The organism is Megasphaera sp. ASD88, assembly GCF_002287425.1.
Taxonomy (GTDB): Bacteria; Bacillota; Negativicutes; order Veillonellales; family Megasphaeraceae; genus Megasphaera; species Megasphaera stantonii.
Window position 1 is genome coordinate 40,277 of sequence record NZ_NQXW01000007.1, and the last position, 16,816, is coordinate 57,092.

Below are 16,816 nucleotides of genomic sequence, written 5' to 3' on the forward strand. Positions count from 1 at the left end.
GCCTATTTAGGATGAAGCCCTATGAATTTAGGAAGCTATCGCCGTTGGACAAAGACCGCCGGGAACGGTATACTATGGGTATACTGCGCAAAGGAGGCGGGCCGTCATGCCCCATGAAATAAACCATTCGTACAAAGCCGTCATCTTCGATATGGACGGCACGGTTCTCGATACGTTGTCCGAACTGACTCATAGTCTAAATCATATATTCAGGCTCCACCAGATGCCGGAGCTCCCTCCGCAGGAGGTGCGCCTCTGCCTGGGCTACGGCTATACGGGATTGATCGAGCGGGCCGCTCCGTCCGTGCCGGCCGACGAGCAGGCCCTGTTAGCGGAAGAGTTCAAGCAATATTACAGCGCCCACTGCCAAGGCAATACCCGTCCCTACGACGGCGTCGCAGACATGCTGGCAGCGCTGCGGAACGGCGGATACAAGACGGCCATCGTTTCCAACAAAGGACAAGGCGCCGTATCGCTCCTCCACGACGAGTTCTTCCGCCAGCTCGTCGATTTCTCCATAGGCGAATCGCCGCAGTACCGCAAAAAACCTGCGCCGGACATGATAGAAAAAGCCCTGCACCTCTTGAACTGCCGGCCCGAGCAGGCCGTCTACGTCGGCGATTCGGAAGTAGATAAGGAAACGGCGGACAACGCCGGCCTGACGTCAGTCCTCGTTACCTGGGGCTTTCGGGACACGTCCTTTTTAGAAAGCCTTCATCCCGATTACCTCGTCCATTCCTGCCAAGAGCTGACTGAACTCTTTCTCCCCAACGCATAAAAAAACGACCCTTTGACGTTAGACCTGAAACTCTGACGTTGAAGGGTCGGTTCATTTTATTTCTTTTTTAATTCATTACATCGTTTTCCACATAAGCGATAGCGTTTGACGTCGCCTGGTCTACGAGGGGCGAATAGCTGATATTGTCATGACGGCGGCCGCGGCGGTCCACGTCGTAGCCTTCGCCGTCACCGCTGCGATTTTCCTGCACATGGACGGCCTTTCCCGGAGCAGCCAGGGTTTCAATGCGGATAACGCCTGCTCCCACCCGTTCGGTCAATGCCTTGAGGGTCTGCTCGCTTACCGGGCGGCGGACCGTAACGACGACCTGTTCGTTGACGTAATCAGGAATGGAGCCGACGTAGGTCTGCACGCCTTCCATCCGCACGATCGTATTGACGGCGCTGTTCAGAATGCGGTCGTAGTCGCTCCGGCTCAAGCGGACGCGGCGAATAGACACGGCGTCGGCGCGAGTCACTTCATGCTCAATGCGGTCTTCTAAATACCGGCCTGGGCTGCCTTTTATACCTAACACGAGGGTGTTGCCTTCCCAGTACATCGTCCCATACCGGAAATAGGCCACGGCCGAGCCATACTCGGCGTTAAGGCATTTCATGACCTGCATTTCCACCTGCACATGGGATACGTAGTCTTCGTCCGAATGGAGCAGGCGGTATATGACCTCGGCCGCTTCCATGCGGGTAATGCCGTCTTTCGGACGGAAATAGTTATCGTCGGGCACCATGATATTCTTGCTGTGCAGCACCTGAACGGCCGTCAGCTCAGCCGGCGATACGTCGCTTTCATCGGCGTATGCTTCCACTTCACCGTCGGCGTCCGCCAGGCGGCAGTACTGCAGATACCGGTACAGGACGCCGGCAAATTCTTCCCGCGTCACTTCTTTATCCGGCTGGAACGAGCCGTCTTCATAGCCCGTCAAAATGCCCTGGGCCGCTACGGCCGCCATGGCGTCGGCAGCCCGTCCTGGCTGGACGTCCTTAAACTCCGGATTCGCTAACGGCATATTGGCAGCAGCGTTGTAAATGAGCTGGGCCAAATCGCCGCGAGTCAACACGGTATTCGGATGAAACTGATCGCCCGTAACGAAGGTCAGGCACTGCGTATCGTACAAGTAGTCGACGGCAGCCCGCTGGGGCAATGTGTTCAAGTCCGTATACGGCGCTTCTGCCGAAGCAGCGCCTGCGGATAGTATAGCGGCGGTGCCTAAAACCGCCGCCAAGGCTCTATATTTCATGCAAATGTCTCCTTTTGCGACAATATTTACTGAACTACGATGCGCAGCGCACCGCCGAGGGCGTCGTCCAGGTTGGCCCGCGTTTCTTCCGAAATGGACTGTACGGTGAGGACGACTTTTTCATTGAGATAGTCGACGTCGGTCTTGACGACGGCATCTGTAGCTTCCGTAGCTCTGTATACTTCTTCGGCTTTGGACATCATCTTCTTATAGTCGTCATAGCTGTATTTAGCCGTCTGTACGTATACGACGTTTTTCGGTATGGTCTTATCCGCCGCCAGGACGCTTTCCAGTTCGTCCTTATTCTTCTGCGTCTTCACGCCGATGTGGAGCGTATCGCCCTGCCAGTACATAATGCCGTCGCCGGCAAATTTCTTAATCGAACCATAGGCCTCTGTAATATCCTTAAATACCTTCGTTTCCAGGGACGCTTCCTCCGGCGTCGCTTCCGGCGCCGCAGCCTGGGCCGAATCGGCAGTCATGACGATGCGGTACAATACGTTGACCGCTTCGCCGCGGGTAACGTATTCCTTCGGATTGAAGACGTTGTTGGAGCCCGTCATGTAGCCTGCCGCGCCCATCGCGTTGACGGCTTCCTTAGCCCACGGAGAAATCTTGGCTTCGTCGGCGAAGGGGACGGTCTGCTCGCCCGTCGTAGCCATGCCTTTATAGCTCATGTAATTGTAGGCGATAACGGCGAACTCTTCCCGCGTGATTTTCTGCGTCGGCCGGAAGGTGCCGTTGCTGTAGCCGCTCATAATCTGCTTATCGACAAGAGAAGAAATCGCCCGTTCGGACCAGCGGCCTTTGACATCCTTAAAGTCCGTCGTCACTGCCGCCGAATCTTCGCCGATCATGTTGTTGATAATCGCTGCAATGCCTTCGCGGGTAATGTCCTCGTTGGGACGGAATTTTCCGTCCGTGCCGCTGACGTAATGGCGGTCATAGAAATATTGTACGGCAGCTTTTCCCCAGTAATTGTCGATATCCGTCAGCTGCGACGCATTATTCGCCGCAAAAGCGGCCGTGCTGAGGCCGGCAGCCAGGGCGGCGGTTATAAAAACTTTCGCATATCTTTTCATCGTGCATCTCTCCTGTCACTATATAATTCACAGCATCGCTGTATACGTTATTCTCATATCTTTTTTATTTTATCACACTCAAAACGAATAGGGAATAGGCCGTCCTTGGCCAATCAGTATTCCCGGAAGGCCTCTTTGATCTCCTGGATATTCCTCGTTTTGAGCAGGGCCAGCTGCAGCAGGATTTTCGCCTTCTGCGGTGTCAGCGTATCGGCGCAGATCGTGCCCTCGTATTCGGCTACGGGCGTAACGGCTCCGCCCAGGGTCCGGCTGGCCCGCACGACGACGAGGCCCTCTTTCATTGCCTTCTGCAGGGACTGCCATACGGCTCCGGGCATGCGGCCGTGGCCAAAGCCGGCCAGCACGAGGCCGCAGACGTCCTGCGGGATGAGGGATTCTATCCAGCGTTCCATGCCAACATAGGCGTAGGCAACAACGACGGGCGGCAGGGCGGCACAGCCGCTGCAGGACAAGCCGGACTCATAGGTATGGCGGCGCAGCGGGGCTTGATAAAACATGGGCATTCCGTCCTGCATCAGTCCTATATAGCCGAGCTGACGGCTTTTAAAGGTGTCGACGTGAGTCGTATCGGTCTTTTCTACAAACCGGGCGCTGCAAATCGTCCCGTTCATGACGATGACGACGCCGTAACGGCCCGTTTCGGCCTGGGCCGCCGCCTGCACGGCTTCCAGCAGATTTAAGGGACCGTCGGCGCTGATAGCCGTCGCCGGACGCATGGAGCCGACGAAGACGACGGGCTTTTCCGTATGGACGGCCAGATTCAGAAAATACGCCGTTTCTTCCATCGTATCGGTGCCGTGGGTAACGACGATACCGTCTACGTCGTCCCTGCCGGCCAGCTCCTGCACCCGGGCGGCCAAGGCCAGCCACAGCCCTTCGCTCATATCAGAGCTGTCTATGCTGCAGAATTGCTCGCCCCGAATCCGGGCATACTGATGAACGGCGGGCACAGCCTGCAGCACCTCGTCTATCGTCGCCGCTCCGGCAGTGTATCCTGTCAAATCTTCTTCTGTCGCCGCCTTTCCGGCAATTGTCCCGCCGCAGGCTACGATGTATATATTAGGCAAAGCCATACATAATTTCCTCCAATCGTCTTTATATGAAAAAAGACCGGCATCGCACAGACGCCCAGTCTTTTTCCATGATTCAGTGTATTTCCGCAAGCCGGCTACCTCACGGGAACAGCCAGCGCTTCATCCAGCCATTGCACGGCGTCGCCCATCATATTCGTCGTCACGAAATGGCCCAGGCCGTCGTACGTCCCGTAACGGCTGATAACCTGGCTGTCTTTCGCCAGCTTCTCCATATACAGCTCCTGAGCCTTATTGTCGACGACGTCGTCGGCGCCGCCGTTAAGAGCCAGGACGGAGCGGCCGGCCAGCTTATGCGTATAGGCGTAGGGGTCCATGGCCTGAATCTGCATGGCCAGCACGCGGTAGCTTCTCGGCTTTTCGATGTGGAGCGCCGCCCGGAACCGGCGGTCCGATTCATCCCACCAGCCGGAGCCGTTCAGGGCTACGGCCGTACGGAATTCGGTATAGTGAGCCATGACGCCCAAGGCCGTAAAGGCCCCCATAGAATGGCCCATGACGGCGCACGGCACATGCCGCCGCCACTTGCGTATGTACTTGATGATCGACGGCGCTTCGCGGATATTTTGAAAAATCGTCTGCCAAAATTCACCGTACGACGCAGGGCTGTTGTAGTCGATGGGGCCGCGCTCGCCGTGGTTTACGGCTTCGGGAATGAGCACGTCGTATCCGTAAGCTGCCAGTAGATGGCCGCGGACGGACTGATATTCCTTCTGCGACGTCCAGCCGTGATAAAACAGCACGACGCCTTTCGGCATATCGCCGCAGGTGATCTGCAGGGCCGGAATGCCGTCTATATTAATTCGAGTTTCTCGTATCATATCCTATCCTCACTTTATCTCATTATGTCCGATGGAGGACCTTAGCGCCGGTTGCGGCGGCGGGCCAATGGCGGCTGCAGCAGCTCTTCCCATACGAGGCCGGCGTAAAGATCCCGTGCTTCGGGCGTCAGGCCGCTCCACGGTTCTGTTTTTGTCTTGGCCAGCCGAACCGGCGCAGCCGATTTGGGCTGAGGCGGCAGCGACGCGGCGTATGCCGCCAGCTGTGCCGCAGCGGCAGGAATGGCGGCAGCTGGTTCTTCTGCCGGCGCCTTGACCTTTCGCGATCGTATGGGAACGCGGCGTGGCGCCGTTCGGACCGGCTCCGGTTCATTCTTAGCCGGCGCAGGCTGCTGCCTTTTCTCTGCCGGCGGCGTCTGACGCTTCGGATAGCGCCGTTTTTTACGCATGGCGTCGGGCAGAGAAAACAAAATAATCATAATAATGGGAATGACGTAATTTAAGAGTCTGCCGTCAAATATATCCATGGTATCACCTGCTTATTCTTCTGCCTCAGACGTAAATCCGCCTTTATGGCCTTCGTCCTTCGCCGGCGCCGGCTTTGCCTTGGGGATGCCGGCCTGGGCCACAGCCGAGCGCATTTCCGTATCGGCCATGATATTTTTCATATTATAGTAATCCATCACGCCGAGCGTCCCGTCCCGCAGGGCCTGAGCCAATGCCAGGGGAACTTCCGCCTGTGCTTCGACAACTTTGGCCTGCATTTCCTGGGTATAAGCCTGCATTTCCTGTTCCTTCGCTACAGCCATGGCCCGCCGTTCTTCTGCTTTGGCCTGGGCAATCTGCTTATCCGCTTCCGCCTGGTCCGTCTGGAGACGCGCGCCGATGTTGCGGCCTACGTCGACGTCGGCAATATCGATAGACAGGATTTCAAAGGCCGTACCGGCGTCGAGGCCCTTGTTCAGCACGGTCTTGGAAATTTCATCGGGATTTTCCAGCACCTGTGAATGGTCGCTGGCCGAGCCGACGCTGGTAACGATGCCTTCGCCGACGCGGGCGATGACCGTCGCTTCGCCGGCGCCGCCAACGAGGCGGTCGATATTGGCCCGGACCGTCACGCGGGCCCGTACTTTCAGCTCGATGCCGTTTTGGGCGACAGCCGAAATAAAGGGCGTTTCAATGACCTTGGGGTTGACGCTCATCTGCACGGCTTCCAGTACGTCGCGGCCGGCCAAATCGATGGCGCAGGCCCGTTCAAAGGTCAGGGCCATCGTAGCCCGGTGCGCCGCAATGAGGGCGTCGACGACGCGGTCTACGTCGCCGCCGGCCAGATAATGGGCTTCCAGCTGGTTGGCATTGACGTTGAGGCCCGCTTTATTCGCCTTGACCAGCGGCAGGATAATCTTCGACGGCACGACGCGGCGCAGGCGCATGCCGATGAGATTGACGATGCCGACGGACACGCCGGCAGCCATGGCCGAAATCCACAAGCCGATGGGCACGAAGTGCAGAAACAGGGATATGGCCACAATGGCTATGACGATGACGATAATCGGTACGGCAAGAACTGATAATATGGACATAAGGTACCTCCTTTACTCGCTGCGTTTGGGAACCGGCTCGACGACGACGCGCGTTCCTTCTACTTCTACGACGCGCACTTCTACATCCCTCTCGATGAACGAGCCTGCCGATACGGCGTCGACTCGCTCCTTGCCGATGCGGATGGTGCCGGCCGGCCGTAAAATAGTAATGGTTTTTCCCCGCTGATACAGGTACTTGCTCTTATCAGACTGGGACGAATAGCCTTTCTCCTTCGTCGACTGCGTCGTCAGCATGAACTTCGCCGCCAGCCGGCTCTTCGGCAGACGCTTGCCGACAAAATAAAACAAAACTAAAGACAAGACGGTTCCGCCGGCTAAAATGTAGACAGAATCTATAGTCGCCCCCAGCGTATAAAATAAGCTGCCGAAGAGCAGCAGCACGCCCAGGACGCCGAAAATCCCCATGCCGGGAGACAGGATTTCCATCCCGACGAAGAACAGGCTGCCGATAAACGCGCCTAAGACGATCAGGCTGTCGCCCAGGGAATCCTCGCCGGATAAGAACAGCAGGCCGCCTAAGACGATGGCCGTGATGATGCCTACGCCGATGCCGGCCGTCTTGATTTCTACGAAAATCGCCATCAGGATGAGGGCGATGACGACCATGCGGACGTACTCGTTCTGCAGGATGCCGATGATGCTGTCCTTCCAGCTCTTTTCTTCATACTGCACCGATGCGTCGCCCAAGCTGAACAGCTTCAGCGCTTCTTCCGGCGAATTGGCCGTCCCTTCAGAAATGCCGAGCTCCTTGGCCTGCATATCCGACAAGGACAATATCTCGCCGGGCTCGGCGTAGTCGGGATAGCCGTGGGTCTTGTCAACCATGGCTTCAGCTACGCGGGGATTGTGGCCCATGTGGGAAGCTGTCGCGCTGAATTCCGATTTCATAGCGGCGATATTTTTCTCCGTATTGGGAATCGGCTCGGCTACACCGATGCTGCTTCCCGGAGCCATGACGATGTGGCGGCACGATAAGGCGATGAGGGCGCCTGCCGACCAGGCCCGCGACTTGACGAAAGCGATCGTCGGCAAAGATGTGCTCCGCAGCATATCCCGTATTTTGAGGGCGCTGTCCGCCCGGCCTCCCATAGTGTCGATAGACACGACGACGGCCGTATCGCCCGACTCTTCTGCCAGTTCCAGGCCACGCCGCACGAGAGCGGCCTGGCTCCCGTCGATTTCACCGGAAATGACGATAGCCCGCACCGAATCGGCCGCCTGAACGGACGGCAGCGCAGCCGCCGAACATATAATAAACCATCCAAGAACAACTAAACAAATGCGCCGCACTGCACTCATAGGCACCTCCTTTGGTCACTCCTCGCCTTCCGGCGCGTCGACGCACCGGAAATATCCGGCCTGCCGCAGCGTATGCAGCTCTTCCTGCGACAGCGAATGGGCCGCCTGCTTTTCCAATTCCTCTATCGGCTTGGCTTCCATCGCGCGAACGCGCTCCGCCACGGCCTCGTATACGGCGGCCGGCTTATTTTCCTTCATCCATTCCAGCATATGGTCCAGCCACTTCCGGCACGACCACGACTCGTCGCCGTGATTATGGCCGCGCAGGATCTGTACCTGTTCCTTTTCCGGAATTTGAGATAAAAACCAGTTCCATTTTTCCCGAGCAATCACATAGCGGTACATGGCGTCCACATCGCGCAGATGCCGTTCATGCAGCTCTAATGTATATCTCGACCAAAATAAACTGAGCGTCATAAGGACTACCTCCACTTACTAAAGTATATTTGCCTTATTTATTATACGTTTCCACACTCGGCAGGTAAATACCTTCTTTTTCAAAAAAATTTCCCGCCGAAATGCATATACTATATGTATCAGCATATGATCCTTATTATACTAAATATACAACTTGTATCGCAAAATATTTTTATAAAAAAATAAGGCTTGCCGATCGAAAATCGGTAAACCTTATTTTCTATTTCTTTAAACTCTTGTCAGCCTGAATGATTCATTTCATCCAGGGACAAGGAAAAACTCGGCGCGTAGTCGGCCAAGAACATATCGACTTCCGGCATGCCCAGCTGTTCCAGCCGTGCCTTCAGCGACGAGAAGGCCTCGGCAAACTCGCGGTTTCCCGCCGCCAGTTCCTGCCGGCATTTCAAATACGCGCTCAGCGTATCGGCCGCCTTGACGAAGGGCCACGCCGGATCCTCCTCGGCGCTGCAGATGAGCGGCTTGTAATAGGCCTGCAGTTCCTCCGGCAGCGTCTGAACCAGCTTTTCCTGGGCCATGGCCTCTACGTCGCCGTAGGTACGGCGCATCTTTTCGTTGAAATATTTCACCGGCGTCGGCATATCTCCCGTAAAGATTTCCGCTGCGTCATGATACAGAGCCAACACGGCCGCCTGCTTCGGGTCCGTCCGGCCGCCGAAATGCAGGTTACTGAGAAGGCAGAGATGATAGGCGATCATAGCCGTCTGCAGCGTATGCTCCTGGATGTTTTCTTCCTGCGTGTTGTGCATCAGGCTCCAGCGGCGAATGAATTTCATCCGCGCCAGGAGCGCAAAGAAATGGCTCATGACGGCCTCTTATTTCCGGTTCAGGCCCATAGCGCGGACGACTTTTTCGTACGTTTCGCTGGCCTTGGCATGGGCTTTCGCCGCGCCTTTGTCGAGAATTTCGTCCAGTTCTGGGTCGTTGACCAGCTGGGCGTAGCGGGCCTGAATCGGCTCGAGGGCGGCGATTACGGCTTCGGCCACGTCTTTCTTGAACGCGCCGTAGCCCTTGCCGGCATACGCTGCTTCGACTTCTTCATGAGTATGATCCGTCACGGCCGAGAAAATTTCAATCAGGTTGGAAATGCCCGGCTTGTTTTCCCTGTCGTAGTGGACGGAGTTTTCGCTGTCCGTCTGGGCCCGCTTGATTTTCTTTTCAATGGCCTTCGGTTCATCGAGCAGATAAATCGTCGCCGTCGTATTGTCGTCGGACTTGCTCATCTTCTTCGTCGGTTCCTGGAGGCTCATGACGCGCGTGCCGTCGTGTCCCAGGTAAATATCGGGAATCGTAAATACTTCGCCGTACAGGCGATTGAAACGCTGCGCCAGGTCGCGGGTAATTTCCATATGCTGCTTCTGGTCATCGCCGACGGGTACGTAATTGGTCTGATACAAGAGAATATCCGCAGCCATGAGAGGCGGGTAGACGAGCAGGCCGGCAGGAATCGAATCGCCCCGCTTCGCCGCCTTATCCTTGTACTGGGTCATGCGTTCCAGCTCGCCTACGTAAGACTGGGTCATCATAATCCAGCCCAGCAGGGCGTGTTCCGGCACTTCGGACTGTACGAACAGCGTAGATTTTTCCGGGTCGAGGCCCGATGCGATGTAAATAGCCGCCAGAGCCCGCGTCCGTTCATGGAGAAGCTTCGGGTCCTGGGGCACCGTAATGGCGTGCTGGTTGACGACGCAGTAATAGCATTCGTTGCCGTCCTGCATCTTCGAAAAATTGCGCAGGGCGCCTAAATAATTTCCCAATGTAAGATTGCCGCTCGGCTGAATGCCGGAAAAAATAATCGACATAGTATCATCCTCCTCAAATTCAACACATTGCTATGCTATAAAAAAAATCCTTCCATCCCTCTATGATAGGGACGAAAGGAAAGACATTTCCGCGGTACCACCCTGGTTGGCAAGCTGCCCGGCTCATACGCGCACGTTTCATGCGCTCTTCCTCATAACGGCGGAAGTCCCGGCGGCGCCTACTCGTCGTTCAGACCGCATCTCCCGGGCCCATTCCCGCCTGCGTCCTCATGCCGGCCTTCCACTGCCGCCGGCTCGCTGCAAAGGGTGCCGCAAGGGTACTTACTCCCGTTCATCGACATTCTCTATTACGTTCAATATTGTATATCCTGCACATCCCCTTGTCAAGCGCCGCAGCAGCACCGATTTAAGGGCATGCCATGCCTCCATCGTATTTCTTGCCATAAAAGGCAAGCATTAGACATGATCAGATTTAAAACCTATAATGTAATTAGTAAGAATACCTTATGTTAAAGGTCTTGACTTAAAGCAAACTCCATGTGATATGATAAAGTTCATCTCAGGATATACACCGCAAGGAGGGCTGCAAATGAATAAAAAGAAACTGTTGAAACGAATTGTTCCCGTATTGCTCATCGCCTGCGCCGCCGCGTACGCCTTCATTCCCGGCGTCAAGACGGCAGCCCAGCAGAGCCTTCGGACAACGAAGTCCCTGGCCGCTCATTACGAGCTCACCAGCAATGTAGACGCCATGAACATACGCCAGGTCATTACGAAAAACAGCGAGACGTCGCGGACCATCATGTGGCAGTCGGCAATGGCCGAAGACGATGCTGTCGTAGAATATCATGAACAGGGACAGGACGAGGTCTACGCTGTCGCGGCGACGAGCGAAGCCTTTACGGACGACGGCGTAACGACGTATATCCATAAAGCAACGCTGACGGAGCTGTCGCCCGGCACAGCCTACGAATACCGCGTCGGCTACGGCCAAAAGCGAAGCGCCTGGATTCGCCTGCACACGGCAGAAGGAAACGAATTTAAAGCCCTGATATTTCCCGACTCGCAATCCAGCGATTACAGCGTATGGGCCGCCACGCTGGACCCGGCCTGGCAGGCTCATCCCGACGCCCAATTCGCCATCTCTATGGGCGACCTCGTCGACAACGGCCAGGATCATTACCAGTGGAATGCCTGGTTCGACGCTGCGGAGGATATGATCAGCAAGATCCCCATCGCGCCCGCCATGGGAAATCACGAAACGTACAACCGCGACTGGAAGATCCGCATGCCCGAAGCCTATCTCCGCCTGTTCGCCCTGCCGGCCAACGCGCCTGAGCCGTATCGGAACCAATTTTATTCCTTTGATTACGGCGACGTCCACTTCGTCGTCCTCAACACGCAGATTTCCGAAATGGCTCAGTTCCAGCCCAAGCTGCTGGAAGATGAAATGGCCTGGTTCCGCCAGGACATGGCCCGCACGACAAAGAAATGGAAAGTCGTCGTCATGCACAAGGATGTCCTGCAGTACGGGTTCCAAAACCGCCCGCAGCCCCGCGAAGAAGGCTTTTCCGAAGAAGGCCGCCAATGGATGCCCCTCTTTGATGAATACGGCGTCGACGTCGTATTATCAGCCCATCTCCACAGCTATCGCGACCGCGGCCATATCCGCAACTTCCAGCGCGATGCTTCAGGTCCGCTGTACATCCTGACGGGCGTAGCCGGCAGTGTCCAATATCCCGGCCTATGGAAAAACCATTCCCTGGACGAATACGCAGCGCCTCAGCCGGAAACGGAAAACTACCTGGTCATGGAAGCCTCCGACGCTGCCCTTACCTTTACGGGGTACCTGCCTTCCGGAGAGGAACTCCATACCGTCTCCATCCAAAAATAATCATATCAGTCTGCACGGCCCTTCCCCCAACGGTACGCCCGGGGGAGGGCTTTTTTGCGGTACATCGCAGCATACTCGCAACGCCGATAGCCTGCGGCCTTCCCTTCAATAACAAAAAACATCCCGCCTGACGAAAGAGCAGACGGGATGCATACGAATAGAATATTTACTTATTTCAAGACGGAAACGCAGCGTGCGCACAGCGTCGGATGTTCGGCATCAGCGCCGACGGTTTCACTGTGAATCCAGCAGCGTTCGCATTTTTCATGAGTCGACGGAGCGACGACGACCTTCATATCGCCATGGTCTTCGCCGGAAACGGCTTCAGCCGGGGCCGCTTCGTTCAGCAAGGAAACTTCGCTGACGATGAGCAGCGTCGCCAGCTGGTCTTTCCACTGGCTGAGGAAGTCGTAGTCTTCGCCGGAAGCGTAAATCGCAACGGCAGCGTCCAGGGCATGGCCGATCTTCTTATCCTGACGAGCGCCTTCAAGGATACGCGTCAAATCGCGGCGGTACGACAGCAGCGTATTCCAGCGAGCTTCCAAATCGGCGTTCAAATATTCCGGATGAGCTTTCGGCCAATCCGTCAGAAGAACGCTTTCTTCCTTGCCGGGAATCTGCGGCATGTTCTGCCAAACTTCTTCTGCCGTGAAGGACAATACGGGCGAAATGATCTTGACCAGCGTATCGAGAATCTGGTACATTGCCGTCTGGGCGCTGCGGCGGACCTGCGAGTCGGCCTTTTCCGTGTACAGGCGATCTTTGATGACGTCGAGGTACATAGCGCTCAAGTCGACGGTGCAGAAGTTGTGAATCGCATGGTACATGACGTGGAACTGGTAGTTTTCATAGGCTTCCGTAACCGTTTCATATACTTGTTCCAGACGCATAAGAGCCCATTTATCGAGTTCGGTCATATCGGCATAAGCGACGGCGTCCGTTTCCGGATTGAAGTCGCTGAGGTTGCCCAAAAGATAGCGGAAGGTGTTGCGGATCTTGCGGTATACGTCAGACAGCTGCTTCAAAATCTTCGGGGACAGGCGGATATCGCCCTGGTAGTCGGCCGAGGATACCCACAGGCGCATGACGTCGGCGCCGTACTGTTCGATGACTTCCTGCGGAGCTACCGTATTGCCGACGGATTTACTCATCTTGCGGCCTTCGCCGTCGACGGTAAAGCCGTGAGTCAGTACGGATTTATACGGAGCGCAACCATTGACGGCCACGGACGTCAGCAGGGACGAGTTAAACCAGCCGCGGTGCTGGTCCGAGCCTTCCAGGTACATTTCGCAGGGATAATCCAATTCCGGATCGTTGCAGAGAACGCCCTGATGGGTGCAGCCGCTGTCGAACCATACGTCCATGATGTCGCTTTCCTTCTGGAAATGGGTGCCGCCGCAGTGGGGGCACGTAAAGCCTTCGGGCAGCAGTTCCTTTTCATCGTGCATCCACCACGTATCGGAGCCTTCTTCGGCAAACATCGTCTGCAAATGAGCGATCGTTTCGTCGTTGATGATGTGTTCGCCGCAGTCCTTGCAGTAGAAAATAGGAATCGGAACGCCCCATACGCGCTGACGGGAAATACACCAGTCGCCGCGGTCGTGAATCATGTTGTAAATGCGGTCGTGACCCCAGCCAGGAATCCACTGTACCTGGTCAATCGCTTCCAGCGCTTTCTGACGATAGCCGTCGACAGAGGAGAACCACTGTTCCGTCGCGCGGTAGATAATCGGGTTCTTGCAGCGCCAGCAATGGGGATACTGATGGCGGAAGGTGCTCTTGGCGAAGAGTGCTCCCATTTCAGCCAGCCGCTTGATGATAGGCACGTTCATATCGAAGACAAACTTGCCTTCATAATCGGGAACCTTATCTGTATAGCAGCCGTTGGAGCCGACGGTGCCGATCGGCTTGACACCCCAGGATGCATATTTCACGCAGACGTCAAAGTCGTCCTGGCCGTGGTCCGGAGCCGTATGGACGAGGCCCGTGCCGGCGTCGAGCGTAACGTGGTCGCCGAGAAGGACGGGAACCTTGCGGTCTGCGTAGAAGGGATGCTGGAAGACGAGGCCTTCGATCTGCTTGCCCGTCATGACCTCAGGCAATACTTCGTAGTCTTCTGCCTTGCCGGCCTTCATCGTCGCTTCGACGAGTTCCTTAGCCATGAGCAGGTATTCTTCGCCGATTTTGACCCATACGTATTCAAAGTTTTCATTGGCGCAAATGGCCAGGTTGGCCGGAATCGTCCAAGGTGTCGTCGTCCAAATCAAGGCGAATACCTTATCCGGATCGGCACCCTTCGGCATGTGGCAATTCAAGTCAACAGCCTGGAATTTTACATAGATGGAGAAGGATTTGTCGTCCTTGTATTCGATTTCAGCTTCAGCCAGGGCCGTTTCGCAGTGCGGGCACCAGTAAACGGTTTTGAGGCCTTTGTAAATATAGCCCTTCTTGGCCATTTTGCCGAATACGCCGATCTGAGCCACTTCGACCTGCTTATGAAGCGTCAGGTAGGGATGATCCCAATCGCCGAGAACGCCGAAGCGGATGAAGTCCTGCTTCTGTTCTTCTACGCGTTCCAAGGCATAATCGCGGCATTTCGCCCGCAAATCGAGGGCAGACATTTCATGGCGGTTCAGGCCCGTATCCTTAATGACGGCGTGTTCAATCGGCAGGCCGTGCGTATCCCAGCCGGGAATATACTTCGTATAATAGCCCTGCTGCGTCTTATATTTTAAAATAATATCCTTTAATACTTTATTTAAAGCATGGCCGATATGGAGCTTGCCGTTTGCATACGGAGGGCCGTCGTGCAGAATAAATTTCGGCGCGCCGTCGCGCTTCTGCAGCCGTTTTTCATAAATCTTGTGTTCTTGCCAGAATTTTAAAAAGTCCGGTTCCCGTTTCGGCAGATTGCCGCGCATGGGGAAATCCGTTTTTGGCAGATGTAAGGTCTTGCCGTAGTCCATTGTGTTTCCTCCTCATTCAGTAAAAAAAATAACGCCTCCATCCCTAAGGGACGAAGACGTAATCACCGTGGTACCACCCTATTGACTGCAGTGCAGCCACTCTATGCCCGTAACGGAGCTACCCGTCGGCTGGTTCACAGCCGAAGCTTCCAAGTGATCCGCCTGCATACCGTCTTTCCCGGGCTCACACTCTTCCCGGTTCGCTGTAAAGACCTCCGACGCAGGCCGTCTTGTTCATCGCATTTTAATATACATAAACTTGTATATAGCCGTATTTTAATAGTTTATATGATATTTGTCAAGACGTTTCAAAGATGAACCCGAAACGAAGGGCTCCTACATGCGCATCCCGGCCGCTGTGCGGCAAAAAAATAAACCTTACTATGAACTAGTAAGGTTTACGTGTGTGGTGGGCGGTAATGGATTCGAACCATCGACCCCCTCGATGTCAACGAGATACTCTAACCAACTGAGCTAACCGCCCTCAACAGTGCCGCTCCATGCGACTTGTTTATTATACGGCAAAATCAGCGAATTTGTCAATAGTAATTTTATAATTTTTTCACGCTGCCATCAACTTTTTTCCCTTCCTACCATCGATGCAGGAACCATGGTGAATAGGCACCAAAAAGGAATTTCCATCGAGGCCTATTCTGCCAATCCAAACGGGAATATCAATACGGACCAGCCTTCTGAGCGCAGCAACTCGCAACCCAAGGCTTTCGCCCAATACGTCACGGTTCCATCCCTCTTTCCACCATATAAGCCAACGATCTTTCATCGGGCAGCCCTGCGACTCTGTCGGAAATGGCTCCGCCTTTGCGGATCATGACGCACTGCGGGACTTCATATACGTTATAGTCGTCGGCGACAGACAAGGCGCCCGTATAAAAGGGCATGGCATAGGCATGCTGCAAATAAAAGGAGCGGGCTTCTTCTGCCGTGCTGCCGAAAGAAAGGGCGACGACATGAATATCATCGCCGTACCTTCGGTATATATTTTCCAGCACAGGCATTCCCTCTTTGCTGTCGTCGCTCCAGGGCATCCAGAAATAGATGAGCACGGGCTTGTCGTTATATAAATCTCGTATTTCTGTATCTTGCCCGTCCATGGCGCGGATATGGCCGTTATGAGCCAAGATTTCCGTATCGGCTATCATGGCTTCTTCCGCTGCTTTTTCATAGGCCTCCAGCGTCGCCTCTTTCTCCGTCCCCATCCAGAAAGCGACAAAATACGCCGCACAAGCGACGGCGAGGGCCGCGATGATTTTATTTTTTATACCGGCACGTGTTTTATTCATGACATCACCTTATCGTATTTTTTTCAGTATATCATACCCCGTCAAGGACAGCGAATTTCCATCCGTCTCTTGACTTATAGTAAACTCCATACTGTATAGTAAGGGTACTAGGAGGGAATCTATCATGAAAATCAAAGAAGTAAGCGAGCAATACGACATTACGCCGGACACGCTGCGGTATTACGAACGCATCGGCCTGATCCGCAACGTCCCGCGCGATAAAAACGGCATCCGCAATTATTCAGAGGAAAACTGCAATACCATCGCCTTTATTAAATGCATGCGTTCGGGCAACGTATCCATCGAAGGCCTGACGGAGTACATCGAGCTGTACAACCAGGGCAGCCGCGAGACCTATGAGGCGAGAAAGGCCATCCTCGTCCGCGAACGGGACCGCCTCAAAGAGCGGATGAGCGCCATGCAGGAAGCCTTGGCGTATTTAAATCGAAAAATAGCGACGTACGACCGCTGGAGCAAGTGACAAACTCCAGAGCCGACGGAGCAGGTGCTTTTTACAAAAAAAATGGCGTACACCTCATGGGTTACGC

The 16,816-nt window shown here is 55.0% G+C and carries 15 protein-coding genes and 1 tRNA gene; 3 read left to right on the top strand and 13 right to left on the bottom strand.

Annotated features, from left to right (window positions below; all coding sequences use genetic code 11):
• The first annotated feature begins 106 nt into the window (after positions 1-106).
• Positions 107-778, top strand: coding sequence for an HAD family hydrolase (locus CJ260_RS05730; RefSeq protein WP_095629517.1), 672 nt, complete (start codon positions 107-109; stop codon positions 776-778).
• Positions 779-845: 67 nt separating this feature from the next.
• Here CJ260_RS05730 and CJ260_RS05735 read toward each other — a convergent pair whose 3' ends face one another.
• From CJ260_RS05735 to trpS, 10 genes are all read right to left on the bottom strand, one after another.
• The gene (locus CJ260_RS05735) at positions 846-2,033 is read right to left on the bottom strand and encodes an S-layer homology domain-containing protein (RefSeq protein ID WP_095629518.1); all 1,188 of its coding nucleotides are present in this window, start codon (positions 2,031-2,033) and stop codon (positions 846-848) included.
• Between the two features lie 26 nt (positions 2,034-2,059).
• Positions 2,060-3,115 (bottom strand): S-layer homology domain-containing protein, encoded by a 1,056-nt coding sequence (locus tag CJ260_RS05740; RefSeq protein ID WP_095629519.1) that lies wholly within the window; start codon positions 3,113-3,115, stop codon positions 2,060-2,062.
• A gap of 113 nt (positions 3,116-3,228) precedes the next feature.
• The gene (locus CJ260_RS05745; RefSeq protein WP_095629520.1) at positions 3,229-4,209 is read right to left on the bottom strand and encodes an asparaginase; all 981 of its coding nucleotides are present in this window, start codon (positions 4,207-4,209) and stop codon (positions 3,229-3,231) included.
• A 95-nt stretch (positions 4,210-4,304) separates the two neighbouring features.
• A complete protein-coding gene (locus CJ260_RS05750; protein ID WP_095629521.1) occupies positions 4,305-5,048 on the bottom strand; it encodes an alpha/beta fold hydrolase in 744 nt (247 codons plus the stop codon).
• A 41-nt stretch (positions 5,049-5,089) separates the two neighbouring features.
• On the bottom strand, positions 5,090-5,533 hold the full coding sequence (locus CJ260_RS05755) for a hypothetical protein (protein WP_095629522.1): 444 nt from the start codon (positions 5,531-5,533) through the stop codon (positions 5,090-5,092).
• A gap of 12 nt (positions 5,534-5,545) precedes the next feature.
• Entirely contained in the window at positions 5,546-6,589 is a 1,044-nt protein-coding gene (gene floA / locus CJ260_RS05760) for a flotillin-like protein FloA (RefSeq protein ID WP_087478013.1), read from the bottom strand.
• 12 nt (positions 6,590-6,601) lie between these two features.
• Positions 6,602-7,909 (bottom strand): nodulation protein NfeD, encoded by a 1,308-nt coding sequence (locus CJ260_RS05765; protein WP_095629523.1) that lies wholly within the window; start codon positions 7,907-7,909, stop codon positions 6,602-6,604.
• A gap of 15 nt (positions 7,910-7,924) precedes the next feature.
• Positions 7,925-8,326, bottom strand: coding sequence for a hypothetical protein (locus tag CJ260_RS05770; protein WP_095629524.1), 402 nt, complete (start codon positions 8,324-8,326; stop codon positions 7,925-7,927).
• 239 nt (positions 8,327-8,565) lie between these two features.
• The gene (gene yfbR, locus CJ260_RS05775; RefSeq protein ID WP_095629525.1) at positions 8,566-9,150 is read right to left on the bottom strand and encodes a 5'-deoxynucleotidase; all 585 of its coding nucleotides are present in this window, start codon (positions 9,148-9,150) and stop codon (positions 8,566-8,568) included.
• 9 nt (positions 9,151-9,159) lie between these two features.
• Positions 9,160-10,146 carry a tryptophan--tRNA ligase gene (trpS, locus tag CJ260_RS05780; protein WP_087478009.1) on the bottom strand — a complete coding sequence of 329 codons (987 nt, stop codon included), beginning with the start codon at positions 10,144-10,146 and terminating at the stop codon, positions 9,160-9,162.
• Between the two features lie 550 nt (positions 10,147-10,696).
• On the opposite strand from trpS, the gene CJ260_RS05785 reads away from it, so the two are divergent.
• Positions 10,697-12,001, top strand: coding sequence for a metallophosphoesterase family protein (locus CJ260_RS05785; protein ID WP_095629526.1), 1,305 nt, complete (start codon positions 10,697-10,699; stop codon positions 11,999-12,001).
• A gap of 170 nt (positions 12,002-12,171) precedes the next feature.
• Here the strand turns inward: CJ260_RS05785 and ileS are convergent, their stop codons facing one another.
• The 3 genes from ileS to CJ260_RS05800 all read right to left on the bottom strand — a co-directional run bounded on the left by ileS (position 12,172) and on the right by CJ260_RS05800 (position 16,268).
• Complete coding sequence (ileS, locus tag CJ260_RS05790) at positions 12,172-14,967, bottom strand: isoleucine--tRNA ligase (RefSeq protein ID WP_095629527.1); 2,796 nt, start codon at positions 14,965-14,967, stop codon at positions 12,172-12,174.
• Positions 14,968-15,374: 407 nt separating this feature from the next.
• Positions 15,375-15,451: transfer RNA gene (locus tag CJ260_RS05795), tRNA-Val, on the bottom strand.
• 250 nt (positions 15,452-15,701) lie between these two features.
• Positions 15,702-16,268, bottom strand: coding sequence for a TlpA disulfide reductase family protein (locus tag CJ260_RS05800; RefSeq protein ID WP_095629528.1), 567 nt, complete (start codon positions 16,266-16,268; stop codon positions 15,702-15,704).
• Positions 16,269-16,392: 124 nt separating this feature from the next.
• Here CJ260_RS05800 and CJ260_RS05805 point away from each other — a divergent pair, with 124 nt between their 5' ends.
• Positions 16,393-16,749: a MerR family transcriptional regulator gene (locus CJ260_RS05805; RefSeq protein WP_087478005.1), complete on the top strand. Its 357-nt coding sequence runs from the start codon at positions 16,393-16,395 to the stop codon at positions 16,747-16,749.
• Positions 16,750-16,816 lie beyond the last annotated feature (67 nt).